Source organism: Fibrobacter sp. UWB10 (genome assembly GCF_900182935.1).
Taxonomy (GTDB): domain Bacteria; phylum Fibrobacterota; class Fibrobacteria; order Fibrobacterales; family Fibrobacteraceae; genus Fibrobacter; species Fibrobacter succinogenes_O.
In genome coordinates, this window is sequence record NZ_FXUE01000005.1 from 1 (window position 1) to 19,456 (window position 19,456).

Here is a 19,456-nt window from a genome sequence, read left to right on the forward strand (position 1 = left end):
GAAGGTTACCCGGTTGCTGGCGCTACGGTTAACGTCAAGGATGTGAGCATCTTCCGTTACCTCGCTCTCGACCTCGAAATGTCTCACGATGACCTTTGGGCCAAGAAAAATCGCGGTTTAGTGTGGGCCGCCAAACTCACGACCCGCTTCGGTGATACCCGTGAAGAGAATATCGGCGAAGAACGCTATCGTCGCTTGAATATTGAGCCTGAAAACGACTACTATGCAGCTATGAATCTCTATTTGAATCGTCGGTTCTTGGATGCCGCATACGCTTTTGGTAAAATCCAGACCAAGTACCCATCATTCCGCTTGGCGGACGAGGCTGCTTTCTACATGGCAAAGTCCTTTGAAAACCTCCGTATGCACAAGGCTGCGAAGTCCATCTATGAAGACGCTATCAAACGTTATCCGCAGAGCGATCAACTTGCCAAGTTCCACTTCCAGTTGATGAACCTCGACTATAAGGAAGGCAAGTACAAGGAAGGTATGGACAAGTATCAATTCATTGCCAAGAATTTCGGCAAAAGCGATGCGAAGATTGACGCTGACTACATTGCTGGCCAGATCAAGTTCGAACAGGGGCTCGATAAGGAATCCGTTGACCTGCTTGCCTCTATTCTTCCGGGTAACGCCAACTACCTCTACGCTCGCTATACCATGGGTATCGCTTACAACCGTATGAGCAAGTTTGACGAAGCCGAAAATTGTTTCCGCGCTATTACGGAACAGCCTGTTACCAACAACTCCGAACGCGATATTCAGGACGCGGCCAAGGTCAAGCTCGGTCACCTATTCTTCTCTGCAGAAAAGCCAGACATCGTTGCCGCAGCTCGGATGTATCTCCAGGTCCATAAGGAATCTCCGGTGTTCGACGAAGCTGTGCTCGGTATTGCATGGTGCTTTCTCAAGGCTCGCAAACTGGATGACGCTATGAAAGTGGCAAAGTGGATCATCAACAACTTTCCGGAATCATTCCTCGTGTCTGAAGCATATCTCGTGATTGGCTTCTGCTACTACATAAAGGAAGACTGGCGGAACGCTATCGAACCTTTGAGCGAAGCAGAAAAACGCACGGAAAAGCCGATGGTGTCTGTTGCTTCTCGCGATAGTGCTCGTCAGGCTTACGATGCAATGCAGAGCGAATTAGACTCCGTTCAGGTTATCGCCTTGGATCTAGCTCGCCAGTTGCCGACTCCTCGTGTGGAAAGCAAGCGTAAAGCTTTGCGTCCGATGTTTGATAAGGTTCACCAAGCTATTGAAGATTACGCGTCGTTTATGCAAAGATCAATCCAGAGTGACCACTTTGAATATAACCGCAAGCGCGTCTTGGATTACGCTGGCTTTTATCTCGTATGTGTCCGTTCTGGAGCTGCTTGTGAACCAGAAGAGATTGATCCTCCAGAGATCGTGTTTTGAATCGACGATTTTACTATTGCAGCATAACCATAGCAGTTTCGCAACTATACGGCAGTCTTGACAGAATTATTTCTTTGGCTCTGTCAAGTCATTTTATACGCCAACCCTGGGTTAGCAAAACTTTCCCAATCCGTCAGCCCATCGAAACCTGCAAATTCACCTCGGAAATGCTGTTTTTAGGCTATTTTGGCCATTTTGACCGCCGCAGCATAACCGTAGCAGGTTCGCAAACATACAGCCAAGCTTGACAGAGCCCGCCAAAATTCCGCAGCCAATTTACAGCCAATAAAGATTTTTAACGCAGCAATACGGAAAGGCTTGACAGAGCCGTTGCGGATGTGTTTTTCTGGACAAGCATTTCGCTGTGTGCTCTAGCTCCGTTTTCCGCAATTTTTCTTAGCGCAAGATCTATAGGCTGCAACGTGAACGGAGATAACGACTGCAGTGCATCGGCCTTGGACATTGGGATTGCTGTGCCGTTACTTCTCTTTTTGCCCTCGTGGATTACCTACGGAAGCTTTACTTTGGCAAAGAATATCCGTAAGAAGAATTATTATCTGTACTACAGGAAAAAGGAAGATTATATAAAGCGCAGGCAATTTGAAAATAGCGAGACAGAAGAACGATCACTGTCCGTACAGGTGTTGCCTTTGGCAAATCCTGTAGACAACAGCTATGGAATACGGCTTGCTTTGAACTTCTAAATAGCCCAACAGCGCACCAAGATTGTCTCTGCTGGGTCAATCTGTACGACAGTGAATTTGCAGCGACGATCAGGGCGGGTCTAGCCGCCATCCTTTTTCTCGGCTCTAATTGTTATATTTGCATTGTATAGGAAGGAGTTTCTCATGAAAAAGTTTACATATCTTATGTTATTCGTGTTCGTCGTGGCGTTTCTTGATGCCTGTGGCGATGAAGGCAGCGACTCTATCTCATACCCGGAAGGGAAGGAATCTTCGCCTGAAGACATCTTGAGCAGTAGCGATGCACAAGACCCGGAACAACAGCCCCTTAGTAGCGCAATGTCCGAAGGTGTTGGGTCCTGTTCTTCGGTCTCGTCTAGTAGTGTGTCGTCATCTTCGGTCAAGTCGAGCAGCAGTCTTGCAGAATCCAGCAGTTCGTCAAAGCCCTTTACTATTGATGACATGGAGTTTGTAAAAATCGGCCCTTACGAGTTTGCAACCAAAAACTTGAATATCCCTGTAGAAGGCAGCCGCTGTTACGATGACTTGGAAGAAAATTGTGAACGCTACGGACGCCTGTATACATGGGCTGCGGCTTTGGCCATAGATGAATCCTACAACTATAAGAGGTATGGGGGATTGGTAGAACCTCATCAGGGCGTATGCCCCGAAGGAACGCATATTGTCACTTATGATGAGTTGGCTGAACTATTTAATATAGTGGGAGATATAAGAGATACGCTTGACGAAGAAATGGATATACCTGAAGAAGATAATTTGATAAAGAAACTCAACAGGGGTCAAGGTGGCTTTTTCGATACCACGGGAACCTTTGTTGGTATTGATTCTGTGGCTGGTCTATGGATTGCCAATGAATCGACTGTAAATATTCCCAGCTACGCCTGGATGGTTACCTTCGAAAATGCCGATTTTGGATATACCTCCTACATTACTCTTTTCAATAAGACCTTTGGTGCGTTTGTTCGCTGCGTTAAAGGGGAGGCATACACCATGATTTCGTCCTCTAGCGAAGCAGAAGTTCCTTCGTCCAGTTCCAAGGCGGATCTTACGCTAACGGTTGCCGAAGGGTGCGAATCTGCTACTCGCGAGAACTGGAAATACCTCAACCCGGATGTTGAATATGGTTGCATCAAGGATTCCCGCGATGGAAGGTATTACAAGACTTTAGTCCTGGACGAACAGATGTGGATTGCCGAAAATCTGCGCTATGTGCCGGAGAATACAAAAATCCAGAGTTGGTGCCTTTCCGAAAAGGATGGTGAATGTGATGAATTCGGCCGCTTTTACCATGGTAATGCCGTTGCAGCCAATCCGGGAATTTGCCCTGAAGGTTTCCATGTTCCAAGTATGAGTGAATTCGAAAAACTTATCAAGTACGAAGAGAAATCCTTGATTTCTGTGGACGGGTGGAGGAAAAACCAATATTCGTTTGAAGGCGACAATGCGACAGGAATGTCGTTCCTTCCAAGCGGGGTTCGTGGCTACGATGATGGGCTTGGAGCAGGCTGGGAAACGGGTGTGTTCAGTTGGGTGGATGCATCCGCATTCGCCTGGACAAGCACCTCGGATCACTTCATGGGTTATTATCATTTCTCTGTAGACAATTACAGTGATATAAGTTTTGCTGGAAAGGCAGCCGGTTTCGGGATTCCAATCCGCTGCGTCAAAAACTAGGCTTTTGCCCGCTTGCCGACTTCGGGCAACTTATTGACAATTGCGCCGCAACATTAAAGTGTTGCGGCTAAATTTTTTGTCTGAGGCCCTGTCGGGCCAAGATTTACTATATTTTTGAGCAGTAAAACAAATGTTCACTATATAGTGAGGTGCACATGGCCCTAGAAAATATGGATCTGGAACGCTTGGATTTGGAACAGCGGGAAGCGGTGGAAACCACCGAGGGCTTTGTGCGCGTGGTGGCAGGGGCTGGGTCCGGTAAAACCCGGACGCTGACCCAGCGTTACCTGTATCTGGTGAAGGAGATGGGAATTTCGCCGTCGAACATTCTGTGCGTCACGTTTACCAACAAGGCCGCGAACGAAATGAAAAAGCGCATTCGCACGGTGTTGGGCGGCGACGACAGCGGCTACATTTCTACGTTCCACGGCTTTTGCGTGCGCTTTTTGCGCGAAGAAATCCATGTGCTGAATTACCCGAAAGAATTCATGATTCTGGACGAAGACGACCAGAAGTCCCTTTTGCACAAGGCCTATGCCGATTTGGGCTACTCGCTTAAAGATTTAAAAATTAGCAGTGTGATCGACTACATTGGGGGCCGAAAGGCAGCCGACATCAATTACGTTTCACTTTTTGCGGAACTGCCGTCAGAAGGCATGACCACCAAGGACCATTTGCTTGCACTTTCAGAGGCTGCCGATGACAAGTGGATGCGCGTTTATTACCGCTACCTCTACGAGCAGAAAAAAAATTACGCGCTGGACTTTGACGACTTGATTCTTTCGACGCTGTACATTCTCGAAAAATTCCCGGAACAGCTTGACAAATGGCGCAAGCGCATGATGTACATCATGGTCGATGAATACCAGGACATCGATGGTCAACAGTACCAGCTGGCAGATTTGTTGGCGAGCTACCACAAGAATCTTTTTGTGGTGGGTGACCCGGACCAAACCATTTACGGCTGGCGCGGTGCCGATGTCAATCGCATTTTGGAATTTGACAAGACCCACGAAAACACCAAGACGATTTTGCTGCAGAACAATTACCGCTCCACGCCTAGCATTTTGAAGGTGCCGGATGCGGTCATCAAGAACAACAAGTTCCGAATTGAAAAAGTCTTGAGGCCCAAACGTGTAGGCGGCAAGACGCCAGTCTTTTACCACGCCAAGAACACCCGCGAAGAGGCCAAATGGATTGTTGAACAAATCCAGAATGCCGTGCAAAGCGCAGCCCATTACAAGGATATTGCGGTGCTTTACCGCATGCACTCGCAGTCGCGCTCTGTAGAAGAAGCCTTGATGGCCGAAAATATTCCTTACAAGGTTTATAGTGGTGTCGGATTTTATCAACGCAAAGAAATCAAGGATGTCATTTGCTATTTGCGAATGCTGGTGTACGCCGACGATTTGTCGTTCATGCGTACGGTAAATACGCCCAAGCGCCAGTTCGGCCCGCGCAAGATTGCAACATTGCAGGCCTTTGCCGATGCTCGCGGTGTCGGGCTCTACGAGGCTCTACTTGAAATTGTCTCGGAAGCGGGTCTTTTGAATAATGTGGCGGTCGATGTTTCGTCGCAGGCGGAACTTTCCTCTGTCGGCGACGAAAATCAAAAGATTGATTTCGACTGCAAGGGATTTTTAGCCCGAAGCAATGTGGTGGAATACGTGAAGCTGATTGAAAAGTACCGTTCCCGCTACAAGGACATGAGCGTCTCCGAAGTCCTCGCGAAAATCCTGCGCGAAACCAAGTACGAAGAAATGCTGCGTCTAGACGGCGACGAAGACCGCCTCGACAATTTGGCGGAACTCAAACAGGGCATTCTGGAATTCGAAAATTACTACGAAGAAGACGCTTCGCTAGATGAATACTTGCAGAATATTGTGCTGTTTACGAACACCGACGAAGACACGGAAGAAAAAGACCGAGTGCAGCTCATGACGATTCACAATGCGAAGGGCTTGGAATTTCCGTATGTATTCGTATGCGGCTTGAACGAAGGCTTTTTCCCAGTCAAGCGCGTGCAGAACAAAATCCAGCTGGAAGAAGAACGCCGCCTGGCCTATGTGGCATTTACCCGCGCCGAGAATGTACTTTGCTTGAGCGATGCCGAAGACGGCGTTGCAGGCGAAAGCGGAACCCGCTACCCCTCTAGATTCCTGCTGGAAATGGATATGGGCGGACTGAATATCGCCCACGGCATTTCAGAAGATTTTCTCGAAGCCGCGAAGGCCTACATTGCAAACATCGATCGTGACCGAGAATTTCTGAGCGACGAAAGTCTTGGACTCGTAAAAAAGGCGCCTTCGGCCGAGTTTGCCGAGGGCGACCGCGTAATGCATAAAATTTTTGGAGCAGGAACTGTGAAGGCCGTAGACGAAAAGAACTTCTGCTACGAAATCGCCTTCGAAAAGTTTGCGACCCCGCGCACTATCCAGTTTGATTATCCTTTGACGCGGATATAAAAAACGTTTCTAGAACGCGTAGCGCACATCAAGCAAAAGCGATGAACCTGTAGACGAACGTTTAGAGACGGGCGTGAACATCATTCCATTCAGGCCCCAATGTTCGTTGAAATCCCAATTCAAGCCGGCAGCGACTTCGGTTTTGGTATCAGAAGCATGCGCCTTATTAATCAAAGTAAAGCCGGTAAGGAAATGAATATTGTTGCCACCTAAGTAAATCATGGCTGGCACACGAAAATATTGCGTATGAAAACTCTGCCACATGGCATTAAAAGTCAGGTACACCCCATTTTCGTGACTCAGGCGGACTTTCAAGCCAAGGCCCGCATCCAGCAAGCCGGCATGCAGAAAGAATCGGCATCTGGATTCACTCCATGCAGATTCAGACGTTTTTGCGGCAAAGCTAGAGGCCGAAAAAAGCAACAAACAAACCAAGACCATCTTTAACTTATTCATCACACCCAAAATAGATAATCTTTCAACAAAGCGTTTTCTATATTGAAACTCAAGTTATTTTTTTCGAGTATATATGAAGAAAAATCAGGCAACGACGCTTTTTATTGTTTGGGGCAGCATTTGCCTGTTTGCAAATATTCTTTGTTCTAACGCATCGGCGTTCGGAGGAGATCAAGGGTATTGGGCAGACTGGGTGCAAAAACTCGCCAACGGCGGTTTTGAAAAGTTCAACGGGAACTATCCCCCGCTTTACGTTTTTTGGCTTTGGGTAGTTTCCAAGATTTATGTCTTGACCGAAATTCCCATCGACAAGACGTTCATGCTAAAATTCCTTTGCCTATGGCCCATTTACTTTTCGCACTTGGGCTTGGTCGACATTACGACCCGACTGGTCAGCAAAAGCAAACTTGACCCGGTCAAAATCAACCTGATTATTGCTCTAGTCGCACTGAACCCCGCTTTATTGCTCGACGGCCCTATTTGGGGACAGGTCGATTTGTTCCCCTGCGTGTTCGGGGTGGCGGCCCTCTACTGCATCAATTTCAGGAACAAGATTAAATACGCCTCCATGTTCTTTGCACTTGCTCTGCTTGCAAAGTTCCAAATGATTCTCTTGCTCCCTGTGTTTGGCGGAATCTTTATCCGTCGCTACAAAGTTTCTTGGCGCGGGCTCCCCGCCATGGCGGTCGCAATCGCCCTCGTCTTTTTGCCTTTCCTTATCTCAGGGAACTTGGGCGGTATGCTTTCCAAAGCCTACGTAGACACCACAAGCCAATACCCGTTCTCGACTTACAATGCGGCTAACTTGTGGATGCTCTTGTCGGGCAACTTGAGCAGCGACGCTACCCCGCTCTTTAACTTGTCTTCTAACGGTATCGGATTCTTACTTGCCCCCAGCTGGATTGGCAAGATTCTCTTTGTGATTATTTCGGCCTACATTTTAAAGTGCGCCCTTTTTGCAAAGACTCTCCGCAAGACTTTTGAACTTGCCACCTTGAATGCTTTTGCATTCTTCTTGCTGTTGCCCGGCATGCACGAACGCTACCTGCTTTACGCCATTCCGTTCGCCTGCATTTGGTTCGCTCTCGATGTTCGCAAGTCCTGGTTCTGGGCGACCGCTATCACGACTCTTTGTGCCATGAACATTGCGATTGTGAACGGATTCAAGGGTGCTGACCTTTGGCCCTGGGTTTCTGGCCTCACGGTGATCGTATTCCTTGCCGCGGTCATTCACACCCTGGCACCGCGTGCATTCCCGTTTGTCGCAACCGTTTTCCAAAAGCTTTCGATTCCGCGATTTGCGCCTTATGTTTTGCTCGGTTCCATTTTGCTGGTCGAACTCGGCTGCGAAATTAAGAATTCCCTGCCGGCAGATATTGAGCTTGCCGAAAACCAGATGTACCTGACCGATATTCGCATTGACCATTTCACGCAAGAATACAGCACTCCCAAGATTAATCGCTCTGTCGAAGGTAAGACTCTTGCCGTCAAGGGAAGGCAATTCGAACATGGTATCGGAACTCATGCCAAATCGCAGTTGTACTTCAACCTGCCTGCAAACGCCGAGACGCTCGAATTCATGGCAGGCATCGACGACGAAGTTTCGGGCGGCGGTTCAGTCAAGTTTAGCGTGAACGCTCCGGACAAAGTCCTTTGGGCAAGCGGTGTCGTACACGGAAGCAACCCGCCTGTACAAGGCAAGGTTGACGTTTCGGGGCTCGAATACATTTATCTCGAAGTCGATGCCAACGGCGACAACGCTTACGACCATGCCGACTGGCTGAATCTTGTTTTGACGGTCAAGAAATAATGCTCGCCGTAAAGAAATTCCTGTTGCACAAAGTGCAAAGCTATAAAGAAGCCTGCATCGCACACCCCGTGCGCATTTCGCTCTTTTGGCTTTCTTTGCTCATCGGAATTTTGGCAAGAACTTTCATGTTTGGTGAAGTCCCTGGCGACATCAACCAAGACGAAGCTTTTGCGGGCTACAACGCCTACACACTCTTGCATTACGCTAGGGATTCCTACGGCTACCGCCTGCCGGTTTACCTGACCGCATGGGGCTCCGGCATGAACGCGCTGGAATCTTACCTCATGATTCCCTTTGTCGCTCTTTTCGGGCTCAAGATTTGGGCAATCCGTTTGCCGATGCTTCTTGTCGGAATATTCTCGCTTGTCGCTGTATACAAGATTGTCCTGAGATTTTCGAACACCAAGTTCGCTTTGTTGGCGCTTTTCTTGGTCGCGATTTCGCCCTGGCATGTCATGCTTTCGCGCTGGGCACTTGAATCGAATCTCGCTCCGGGATTTGTTCTGTTCGGAATTTTCTTTTTTATCTGGGGACTCGACAAACCCAAATACTTAATGTTTTCGGCCCTCAGTTTCGGGCTATCGCTTTACGCCTACGCCACCATTTGGGCCGTCGTTCCGTTTATCATTGTGGCATGTATCCTTTACGCAATCTGGACGCATGCGCTCTCTTTGAATCGCTACGTTTGGATTTCACTTGGCATTTTAATTGCGCTCGCATGCCCGCTCGTTCTTTTCCTTTTAGTCAACAAGGGCGTAATTAACGAAATCAAACTCCCCTTCTTGAGCATTCCAAAGCTAGTCTATTTCCGCGACAGCGAAATTTCGTTCGCCAAGATTCCTGAAAATGCGGCAAACCTTTGGAACATTCTCAAAAACGAAAGCGATGGATTGCCTTGGAATTCCATTCGAAATTTCGGAATCTTTTACAAGGGCTTGATTGAGTTTTCTGCTGTCGGTCTTGGCATTTTCATTTGGCAAACCATTCAAGACATTCGCAATCGCAGACTCGGTCTTTCGACATTCGTTATCATTTGGTTCTTGGCGGGCCTTACTATCGGGCTTTTGATTAACGTGAACATCAACCGCGTCAACATTTTGTTTTTGCCCTTGCTGATTCTTGCCGCGCAAGGCATGATTATCACGGCCAAAGTCTCGCACCCCAAGATTCTTTATATTATGATTTTCGCCTTCTCACTTTCGTTTGCGGACTTTGAAAAGGAATACTTTACCACCTATAAAGATTCTATTGGCAAGCACTTTTGCGAAGGCCTTGAAGACGCCATGAATTTTGCACAGAGCAAAATGAAAAGCGGCATGCGAATGGTCGTAGACCCGAACACAAGCTACCCGCGCATTCTGTTCTTTGGCAAGGTTGATTTAGACTCATACCTTTCTACCGTAAACTACACGAATTTTCCAAGCGCCTTCTTGTACGTGCATTCGTTCGACAAGTACGACTTTACGAACGATTTGAATCACGTTAGGTCAGACGTTATCTACCTGCAAGAAAACGACGAATTCCGCATGAATCGCCTGCAGGAATCCGGCTACAAAGTCAAGAATTTCGGGAAATACATTGTAGGCTATTCAGCCCAGTGATTGCCGTTGTAATTGCGGGCGGTATCGGCGTCCATGCCAATCTGGCGCACCAGATCGTCCAAGCTCGGGAACTTCTGTTCGGGGCGTAAATAAGCCATCAAGTCAAGTACCATCGGGCGGCCGTAAATGTCTTCGTTAAAGTCGAGCAGGTAAGCTTCGATAGCCAAGCGCTGGTTGCCAGTAGAAGGCTGCGTGCCAATGTTCACCACCGCACGGAAGCAACGTTCATCATGCGCACCATCGGCATCGACACCACCCGGGAGGCGGGCGGTTGCCACATACACGCCATGCTTGGGCAAGAACTTGTACTTTCCCACCTGAAGGTTCGCAGTCGGGAAACCGATGGTATGGCCCAAGCGCTTGCCTTCGACAATCGTTCCGGACAAACGATACGGGCGGCCCAAATAAGTTTGCGCGCGCGAAACATCGCCATTCAAAAGCGCATTTCGCACAGCAGAAGAACTCACGCGTTCACCCTTGTGGAGCACAATCGAAAGCATGGCCGTCGAAAGTTCCGGGAAGGCTGCGGTAATGGTTTCGTAGTTACCCTTGCCGCCGGCGCCAAAGCAATGGTCGTGTCCAAAGAACATGGAGCACACGCCGCGTTTTTCAATCAGTTCCTGACGAACGAATACATCGAACGGGAGCTTTGCCACTTCGGGCGTAAACGGGAGCACCAAAAATTCAAGGCCCAGGCTTTCGATAAATTCGCGCTTTTCTTCGGTAGTCGTGAGGAGCAGCGGATCGCCAGGAGTGCGCAGCACATAGTTGGAATGCGGTTCAAAGCTTATGACGGTAGGCTTCAAGCCGTTCACTTCGGCAACAGCCTTAAGCGTGCGGAAAAGCGCCTGGTGTCCCAGGTGGCATCCGTCAAAATTACCCATCGTCACAGCACGCTTCATTTTTACCTCATTTGTCATTCCCGACTTGGTCGGGAATCTCCTTTTTACCCATCTTCTCCGAGATAGAACTTAGGTTTGATTCTTCCCGGTTCATAGTGGCACAGGCTCAAGACTTCACCTTGCATGTTCGCGGCAAACACATGGCCCTCGGGGCCTACGCCCTCGACTTTCTCTTTCCACGGCAACCAATTACCCTGGCGAATCACAGCCACCTGTTCGTCAGTAAGGCGCACCACAGGAAAGTCGAGCACCGCATCGACCGGCAACAGATTTTCACGGGTCAGGTTCTCACCACGCACAGCCTTATCCAGCGTCACATTGCCGATGCGGTGTCTGCGTATCTGCGATACGCATGCGTAGGTTCCAAGCGCACGCCCGATATCGCGACCGAGCGCACGAATGTAAGTTCCCTTAGAGCATTCGCAAATCAAATCAAAGGTCGCAAATTCCTTGCCGGAGCAGCCTTCAGTCACTTCGCCCTCGCCAATCACCTTGAGTTCGCCAATGTGAATCTTGCGGGGTTTCAATTCAATGTTACGGCCACGTTCCATCAAGTCGCTGGCACGCACGCCGTTGATTTTTACGGCGCAATACTTCGGCGGCACCTGTTCAATATCGCCCGTAAATCTCGGCAGAACACTTTTAAGAGCGTCGCTCAAAGTGCAACAAGTTTTATCTAGCGAAGGCTGCGAATTGCTAAGAGAGCATTCGTCGGCCGAAGACCGAGGCCATGCGAGCGTGCAATTTGCAGCCGAAGCCTCTAAAACACGTTCATCCTGAGCGACGACTTCACCATCCCATTCCAGGGTGTCGGTTTCGTAGCCCAAATGCAGCCTAAAGCTATAGCACTTGTCCTTGGCTTCGATAAAGGGCAACAGTCGCGTGCAGCGGCCCGTAGCCGCTATAATCAAGCCAGAGGCACGCAAATCCAGCGTGCCTGCATGGCCCACGCGCTTCGTAGAAAAGACCCTTTTCAGTGGGAAAAGGGCCTTAAAAGAAGTTTCGCCAGCAATCTTGTCCAAAAGAACGAAGCCGGAATTGCTCAATTACAAGTCCCCTTTCTGCTTCAGTTCGGCCAGAATGCTTTCGATATGCATGGCGTGTTCCAAGTTTTCATCCAGAACAAAATTCAGTTCCGGAATCTTACGGATCTTAAGCGCCTTGCCTAAAACAGTGCGGATATAACCCGCCGAATTCTTGAGGCCAATCAGCGAATCACGCTTTTCCTTGTCGGAACCCATCACAGACACCATGACCTTTGCGTAGCTCAGGTCATCGGTAATCGTGACGCGTGTGATGCTGGCGAGGCTGCTCACACGAGGATCCTTCAAGCCCTTCTGCAAGAGCTTGCCGATTTCCTCGCGGAACTGTTCGTCCAATCTGTCAGTTCTACGACTCATTGGACTCCTCAGCCTTCTTGGCCTTTTCTTCGGCTTCTTCGCGGGCGACATCCTTCAGGGTACGGGCAACCTTGACTTCCTTGAAGAAGATCAAGCTATCGCCTTCCTTGATGTCTTCGTAACCCTTAAGACCGATACCGCATTCAAAGCCACGAGCGACAGACTTGACGTCGTCCTTCATGCGCTTCAAGGACTGGACCACGGTCGTACCGAGTTCCACGCCGTTGCGGTACACGCGCACATGACTGGTACGGTCGACTTCGCCGTCGGTAACCATACAGCCTGCGATGAGACCGATCTTCGGAATCTTGAACACCTGGCGAATTTCGGCTTCGCCGGAGAGTTCTTCGCGCATGGTCGGCTTCAAGAGGCCTTCCACAGCGTTGGTGATATCTTCAATGCAGTCGTAAATCACGCGGTAGTTGCGGATTTCGATGCCTTCCTTCTGGGCCATTTCGCGGATAGAGAGCGACGGCATCAAGTGGAAGGAAATAATGATTGCCTGTGCGGTCGTAGCGAGCAAGATATCGGATTCCGTAATGGTACCCACACCCTTACGGATAATGTTGACGCGCACTTCCTTGTTGGTAAGCTTTTCGAGGCTTGCAGCAAGAGCTTCTGCAGAACCGCCCACGTCGGCCTTAACAATAAGGTTGAGTTCGGAGAGTTTACCTTCCTTACGATCGTTGAAGGTATCTTCCAAAGTCTTCACGTTACGAGAACGCAGGTCGCGTTCACGAGCAGCCATACGGCGCTTAGAGGCAATTTCACGTGCAGTCTTTTCATCTTCGACCACGATCAAGTCATCACCGGCCTGCGGAGTACCGTCAAAGCCGAGCACCTGACACGGAGCAGACGGAGGAGCTTCCTTCATCTGTTCGCCACGTTCGTTAAACATAGCACGGACACGACCAGCGTAAATACCGCAAACGAACGGGTCACCCACATGGAGCGTACCGTTCTGCACGAGGATCGTAGCCATAGAACCCTTACCCACGTCGAGCTTGGATTCCACCACGGCACCGCGAGCGTGAGCTTCTGGATTAGCCTTGAGTTCGAGCACTTCAGCTTCGAGGGCGAGCGTTTCCAAAAGGTCGTCCATGCCCTGGCCCGTACGTGCAGAAACTTCGATACAGCTGGTAGAACCACCCCACTGTTCCACTTCCACGCCGCGTTCAGCGAGCTGGGCGCGAATCTTGTCGGGGTTAGCGGTCGGCAAGTCGATCTTCGTGATAGCCACGACCATCGGCACCTTTTCGCGCTTGGCAAGTTCAATAGATTCAACAGTCTGCGGCATCACCATGGAGTCGGCAGCCACCACAAGCACGATCACGTCGGTCACCTGAGAACCGCGAGCACGCATAGCACTGAATGCTTCGTGACCCGGGGTATCGAGGAAGGTCACCTTACCCTGCTTGGTAGTGACTTCGTATGCACCGATGTGCTGCGTAATACCACCCGATTCGCCGGACACCACGTGGGTCTTACGAATCCAGTCGAGCAAAGAAGTTTTACCGTGGTCAACGTGGCCCATCACCGTCACCACCGGGTGACGCGGCTTCAGGTTTTCAGAAGATTCTTCTTCCACGCCGAGCACTTCTTCTTCGTATTCTTCCATCAGCTGGGCTTCGTAACCGAATTCGTCAGCCAAGAGCTGGATGGTTTCAAAATCGAGGCGGGCGTTGATGGTCACCATCATGCCCATTTCCATGCACTTCGCAATCACGCGGGCCGGCATCTGGTCCATAAGGCCAGCGAGTTCGCCCACAGTGATAAAGTCGGAAGTCTTGAGGATTTTCTTTTCTTCGCCGGAATTATTGTCGTTGTGTTCCTTGCGATAAACTTTCTTGACAGGCTTCTTGGAAAGGTCTGCCATCACGCGAGAAACGTTCTGACGTACGGCTTCCTGCTGGAGCTCCTTCTGTTGCTCCATGCGGTCCTTGCCGTTATTGCGACGGTTCTTGTCATTCTGACCGTGACGGCCGTTCTGCTGCTTGCCACCCTTGCCGCCCTGGTTCTGGCCACCAAAGCCCTGGGCTGCATTGTTGCTAGCGTTAAAGGCGTCTTGCATCGAGTTGCCGGTAAAGCCACCCGTGCGGCCCGTAAAGGTACGGCCACCATTGTTGTTGCCGCCATTGCCATTACGGTTGTCGTTACGGCGATTGCCGTTGCGGTTGTCGCCATTGTTGTTCGAAAGGCGACCAAAAGTTCCTGTATAACCCTGCTGGTTACCGTTGTTGTTACGGTGACCGCCGCGAGTTGCCTGAGCCTGTTGCTGAGACTTCTTGATACGAGCAAGAATAGCTTCGTCAGGTTTGAACACCTGAGCCTTCATCGGAGGCTGCTTGAGTTCCATGCCCGGGGTAACCATGGCAGGCTTTGCAACGGCAGGAGCTGCTGCGGGAGCAGGAGCGGCCGGCTTAGCAGCGGGAGCTGCAGGGGCTTCAGCCTTCGGGGCTGCGGGAGCTGCCGGAGCAGGCTTTGCTGCGACGGGAGCGGCCGGAGCCTTCGGGGCGACCGGTGCGGCGGGCTTTGCGGCCGGAGCAGGTGCTGCGGCAGGGGCTTCAGCCTTCGGAGCCGGTGCTGCAGGAGCAGCAGGTTTCACTTCGGGAGCCTTCGGGGCAGGAGCCGGAGTTTCAGCCTTCGGGGCAACAGGTGCTGCCTTCGGAGCTTCGGCAGCAGCCGGAGCCTCGGCCTTCGGGGCAGCGGGCTTCACCGTTGCGGCAGGCTTTGCTGCAGCAGGCTTCTTCGTTCTAATCAGCTTGGCCTTCAACTTGCCATCGCCAGCCGAAGCAGACTCGTTCTTCTTGTCGGAAGAAGCATTGGAAGTTTCGGCGGAAGATGCCTTTTTCAGATTCTTGTTGCGGGCTTCAGCCTTCTGGCGTTCCGCCTCGGCATCTGCTTCGATTTTCTCATAGTCCTTAGCGTCAAGCTTAGACACCTGAGTACGGACAGCAACACCCGCATCACGAAGCAGCTTCATCACGACATCAACCTTGACGCCGTGTTCCTTTGCCCAATCTACTGGTTTAATTTGTTCTTCATTAGCCATGAATAGCTTCCAATGTTCCTTTTTTAAAAATTAGCGAGCAGCCTTACGGTTCTGGTTAAAATCGGCAGCGGACGGAGAGGTAATCTTAGCCTTCGTTTCGTCGTCCTTCTGGTTCCATTCGTTTTCACCGAACACGTCGAGGTTACGCTGCACGAGTTCTGCAGCGAGCTTCACGTTCTGGCCGTTCTTGCCAATTGCAAGTGCGAGGTTTTCGTCGCTGATAATCACCACGGTGCGGCGGGTTTCGGGCACGTGAATCAGCTTGATCACGTTAGCCGGAGTAAGGGCACGAGTAATGAAGGTATCCAGATCCGGATTCCACTGCACGATGTCGATACGTTCGTTACCGAGTTCGCGCACAATCGTCTGCACGCGGGCACCCTTCATGCCGACGCATGCGCCGACCGGGTCAATCTTTTCGTCACGGGAATACACGGCAATCTTGGCGCGGAAACCCGGTTCGCGGGCAACACCCTTGATTTCGACCGTACCTTCATAAATTTCGGGAACTTCCTGACGGAAGAGTTCCTTGAGGAAGTCACCGTTAGCGCGGGACAGCACCACCTGGGCACCGTTCTTGGAGGATTCTTCCACGCGGGCAATCACAGCCTTAATAGAGTTACCCTGAGCCCAACGTTCGCGACGAATCTGTTCGCGAGCCGGAATCATAGCTTCGGTCTGCTTGCCGAGCTTCACGATGATGTTACTTTGTTCAAGGCGGAGCACTTCACCGCTCACCATGGTACCGATACGGCTACGGTAGGTGTCCATGATCTTCTGGCGTTCGGCATCGCGAATCTGCTGGTTCAGGAGCTGCTTTGCAGTCTGAATGGCCTGACGACCGAATGCAGAGATAGGAATTTCCATTTCGAGGAAGTCACCCGGCTGAGCGTCTTCGTTAAAGTCGCGGGCTTCTTCAACCAGCATGTAACCCTTGTCGAGTTCTTCCACTTCGGCAGCGGTCATGTTCGGGTCGTAGTCCGGATAGTCATCCACAACGGCCACGCGCAGATAAACGTGAACTTCGTTCGTTTCCATGTCGAAATCCACATCGATCTTCTTTTCGATGTGCAAGTACTTACGGGCCGCCGTGATCAGCGCTTCCTTCAGCGCGTTCAGCACAACGGAATCATCCATATCCTTGGCTTCGACAACACCTTTCAGCACTTCGAGCAAGTTAACCTTCGGTTCGTTCTTCATAACATGACCTTCCTATTATATTTGTACATCCACTTTTGCCACCAGCACTTCGCTGCGGGGCACAACCACGTCACCGGCATTGCCTTTCAGGGTGAGCGTCAAATTTTCTTCGTCAGCAGCCACGAGCTTGCCTGTAACAGGCTTACCGGTACTGCGGGTTACTCGCAGGAATCGTCCGATATTGCGGGTAAAATCAGCAACCGACTTAAGGGGGCGGTCTAACCCCGGCGACGACACTTCCAAAGTGTAGGCACCTTCGATAATATCCGGATCAGCATCCAGGGCATCAGAGAGGTGACGGCTCACGTTCGAGCAATCATCGATTGTCACCCCTTCGGGCTTGTCTATGTAAAGGCGCAGCGTTTTACGTTTGCCTGCGCGGAACATGTCCTGTTCCACCAATGTCACGCCGGCGGCTTCGCATGCCTGGGCGATTAACGTATCCAATTTCTGGGCTACCAAATAGACCTCGTATAATAAACGGCGTTCGCATACGGCCCCGAAATCTGCTCATTTAAGCCTAAATCGAGTCCACGAACGTCAAGACAGACCAAATAGAGAAATTTTTTTGGCCTTAGGCAACCGGATTAACAGAAAATGAGGGCGAAAACGGACAATTAGAGATGTGAGATGTGGAATGTGAGATTAATTTCTCATTGCACATTTCACATTACTTCCTACTATTCTGTAATTACTACATTTGGCGCATGGCTTATGTACTTTTGATTCTCGCTTCTTTGATTGGCCTCGCCGGCTGTGCCTATTTTTTACGCAAGAACATTCTTGTGATTCGCGAAAAGAACAAAAACGAACCCAAGGCCTACAAGCGTAAGCTCAACTACGTTCTCACCGGACTTTGGTACGGCTACCTGACGATTTTCTTCCTGGGCCTTACAATTAACAACCTAGGCAATTGGTAAAATCTCTAGTCTCTCGTCTGTAGCGAAGCGTTCTCCCGTCTAAAATCGAGCCAGCGTTCGTACAAGAAGAGCGCAATAAAATTCTTTCCATCGATAAATTCGTGGGCGGCTTCTTCGTAAGGGAGCACCACCGTTTTAATCCATTCGATTTCTTCGGTGTATTCCTGGTCCTTGCCGTCCATAGCTTTGAGCTGTTCCGGCGTCACGTCGCGTTCAATGGCATACAGACGAATGCGTTCATCTAAAAGTCCGCAGCTCGCGGCAAAGCCGTCGCTCTTGCCCTTATACCAAAAATCCATCAAGTCAATCAGTTCAGAATCATCGGCCTTAATCTGGGCTTCTTCTTCGAGTTCACTCAAGGCTACCTTGCGGTAATCCCCCGTCCAGTCCAAAATACCGGCCGGAATTTCGAGAGAAGCCTGTTCGCTAATGGCAAAGCGCGGCTGCTTCACCAGCAACAAATACTTTTTGCCTTCGCAGCGCAGCACCACGAGCACACCCACGGCATTTCCACGCACAAGCACAATGCCATGCACCGGGCGCCCATCCGGGAGAGTTGCCGTAGCATCGAGCTTAATGAATAACGGTTGCCTACCCTTGCGTAAAAAATCCACCGACGTAAAGTGAACCTTGGTCACTACGAATTTTTCTTGGGTCTTTTCCAGCCAATCCTTGTAAATACGGGATTCAAGGATAATCGGGCGATCTGCCTCGGCAATTTCAGGAGAATAGGTATATTCGATCATTTTTCTTTCGGCGCGTCGGGCGCGACGGTCGCCTTTTTCCAAATTTTATACAAACTATCAAGAGAAAGAGTACTGTCAGTATCGACTACCATCTCTTTGCTTGACAGGTTATAGACCATCCAATCTTTCTTGGAATTCGGCCCGCAGAACGTTTCGTTTTCATCGGGCGTAAACAGTTCGCGAATAAAGCGGGCTGTGCCCCCCACCACAAACGTATTAATCTCAAAACTACTATAAGTTCCGCACTCAGGAATCTTTTCAGTATAGTAGGTGCTGTAATGCCAAATCGTATCGGGGCGTTCCTGCAACTTGCCGAGTTCCGTAGAATCGTTTTCCCATTTAGAATTAATGCAATACACCGAATCTGAATCAGCGCAGGCATAATGTACCGGCACCAAGTTCGTATCGTTAATATTCCAGGAACTCGGGTAAACGGTATCGGGAACCGTATTCTTACACATGTCTACACGATGCGTGCAGGTAGACTTCATGGTGCGCCAATAGAACACGCGCGGCGTAAGGGAATCAAGCACGCGCAATACAGTCGGCCCATGCTTTTTTTCTTTGGTGCGCAACGGGAATGCATTCACATCGGCAAACGATGAATCCAGATACATTTCAAACGTATCCCTCGAAAGCGTACCGCGACGCAAAACGATAGAATCAAGCAAGGTATCGTTTTTCACTTTAATGACGCCGATATCCGTCATCAAATTCGACGGCAGCAACAGCTTAAGGGTCGTATCGGGGCGATAATAAGGGGCGGCACAATCTTCGGCAGTGGCATGAATCGAAAGCGTCGGTGCAATCCAAAGTACCGAATCCTGTTTTTCAAAATGCAAATCAATCGATTTCAAGGCGCAGTTCGAAAACGTCCACATTTTCCCCATGTCCAAATACAGGGTATCCTTGGCCAGGTGAATCGTCTTGCCAGAATCTAGCCTTGCATACGCAAAAAAGCCATCGCCATCGTAACTAAAGTCATCTTTGGATACATTCAAGGGGCCATCGGAATCTTTCTCGCAGCCTGCAAAAAACACGACTGCAAACAGAATCCAAAGCAGGCCCAAGACCATGTATTTAGAGCGAAAGCGGTTCATAAGACCA

16 protein-coding genes are annotated in these 19,456 nt (G+C 50.1%); 7 read left to right on the forward strand and 9 right to left on the reverse strand.

What is annotated here, in order from left to right:
* The 4 genes from QOL41_RS11515 to QOL41_RS11530 all read left to right on the forward strand — a co-directional run.
* On the forward strand, positions 1 to 1,419 hold a 1,419-nt coding region (locus QOL41_RS11515; protein WP_283429882.1), incomplete at its 5' end, for a tetratricopeptide repeat protein.
* A 422-nt stretch (positions 1,420 to 1,841) separates the two neighbouring features.
* On the forward strand, positions 1,842 to 2,123 hold the full coding sequence (locus QOL41_RS11520) for a hypothetical protein (RefSeq protein WP_283429883.1): 282 nt from the start codon (positions 1,842 to 1,844) through the stop codon (positions 2,121 to 2,123).
* Between the two features lie 144 nt (positions 2,124 to 2,267).
* A complete protein-coding gene (locus QOL41_RS11525) occupies positions 2,268 to 3,797 on the forward strand; it encodes an FISUMP domain-containing protein (RefSeq protein ID WP_283429884.1) in 1,530 nt (509 codons plus the stop codon).
* 155 nt (positions 3,798 to 3,952) lie between these two features.
* Positions 3,953 to 6,262: an ATP-dependent helicase gene (locus QOL41_RS11530; protein ID WP_283429885.1), complete on the forward strand. Its 2,310-nt coding sequence runs from the start codon at positions 3,953 to 3,955 to the stop codon at positions 6,260 to 6,262.
* Positions 6,263 to 6,271: 9 nt separating this feature from the next.
* Here the strand turns inward: QOL41_RS11530 and QOL41_RS11535 are convergent, their stop codons facing one another.
* Positions 6,272 to 6,718, reverse strand: a complete 447-nt coding sequence (locus QOL41_RS11535; protein ID WP_283429886.1) for a hypothetical protein — start codon at positions 6,716 to 6,718, stop codon at positions 6,272 to 6,274.
* 73 nt (positions 6,719 to 6,791) lie between these two features.
* Here QOL41_RS11535 and QOL41_RS11540 point away from each other — a divergent pair, with 73 nt between their 5' ends.
* Together QOL41_RS11540 and QOL41_RS11545 are read left to right on the forward strand one after the other, a co-directional pair.
* Complete coding sequence (locus QOL41_RS11540) at positions 6,792 to 8,528, forward strand: NPCBM/NEW2 domain-containing protein (RefSeq protein WP_173654019.1); 1,737 nt, start codon at positions 6,792 to 6,794, stop codon at positions 8,526 to 8,528.
* Positions 8,528 to 10,129, forward strand: coding sequence for an ArnT family glycosyltransferase (locus tag QOL41_RS11545; RefSeq protein WP_283429887.1), 1,602 nt, complete (start codon positions 8,528 to 8,530; stop codon positions 10,127 to 10,129). Before QOL41_RS11540 ends, QOL41_RS11545 begins: the two co-directional genes overlap by 1 nt.
* Here the strand turns inward: QOL41_RS11545 and ribF are convergent.
* Genes ribF through rimP form a run of 6 tightly spaced genes read right to left on the reverse strand, consistent with a single transcriptional unit; the run spans position 10,114 to position 17,145 of the window.
* Positions 10,114 to 11,031 (reverse strand): riboflavin biosynthesis protein RibF, encoded by a 918-nt coding sequence (gene ribF / locus QOL41_RS11550; protein WP_173654017.1) that lies wholly within the window; start codon positions 11,029 to 11,031, stop codon positions 10,114 to 10,116. The genes QOL41_RS11545 and ribF overlap by 16 nt on opposite strands.
* A 44-nt stretch (positions 11,032 to 11,075) precedes the next feature.
* A complete protein-coding gene (locus QOL41_RS11555) occupies positions 11,076 to 12,077 on the reverse strand; it encodes a tRNA pseudouridine synthase B (RefSeq protein WP_283429888.1) in 1,002 nt (333 codons plus the stop codon).
* Complete coding sequence (rbfA, locus tag QOL41_RS11560; protein WP_072976600.1) at positions 12,078 to 12,431, reverse strand: 30S ribosome-binding factor RbfA; 354 nt, start codon at positions 12,429 to 12,431, stop codon at positions 12,078 to 12,080.
* Entirely contained in the window at positions 12,421 to 15,483 is a 3,063-nt protein-coding gene (infB, locus tag QOL41_RS11565) for a translation initiation factor IF-2 (protein ID WP_283429889.1), read from the reverse strand. The genes rbfA and infB overlap by 11 nt, the downstream gene beginning before the upstream one ends.
* 30 nt (positions 15,484 to 15,513) lie before the next feature.
* Positions 15,514 to 16,683, reverse strand: coding sequence for a transcription termination factor NusA (nusA, locus tag QOL41_RS11570; protein ID WP_173654014.1), 1,170 nt, complete (start codon positions 16,681 to 16,683; stop codon positions 15,514 to 15,516).
* Positions 16,684 to 16,698: 15 nt separating this feature from the next.
* Positions 16,699 to 17,145, reverse strand: a complete 447-nt coding sequence (rimP, locus tag QOL41_RS11575) for a ribosome maturation factor RimP (protein ID WP_088627242.1) — start codon at positions 17,143 to 17,145, stop codon at positions 16,699 to 16,701.
* A 245-nt stretch (positions 17,146 to 17,390) separates the two neighbouring features.
* On the opposite strand from rimP, the gene QOL41_RS11580 reads away from it, so the two are divergent.
* Positions 17,391 to 17,603 (forward strand): hypothetical protein, encoded by a 213-nt coding sequence (locus QOL41_RS11580; RefSeq protein ID WP_072976664.1) that lies wholly within the window; start codon positions 17,391 to 17,393, stop codon positions 17,601 to 17,603.
* A gap of 5 nt (positions 17,604 to 17,608) precedes the next feature.
* On the opposite strand, the gene QOL41_RS11585 is transcribed toward QOL41_RS11580, so the two are convergent.
* Entirely contained in the window at positions 17,609 to 18,349 is a 741-nt protein-coding gene (locus QOL41_RS11585) for an NUDIX domain-containing protein (RefSeq protein WP_173654013.1), read from the reverse strand.
* Positions 18,346 to 19,449: a hypothetical protein gene (locus tag QOL41_RS11590; RefSeq protein WP_283429890.1), complete on the reverse strand. Its 1,104-nt coding sequence runs from the start codon at positions 19,447 to 19,449 to the stop codon at positions 18,346 to 18,348. Before QOL41_RS11590 ends, QOL41_RS11585 begins: the two co-directional genes overlap by 4 nt.
* Positions 19,450 to 19,456: the final 7 nt, after the last annotated feature.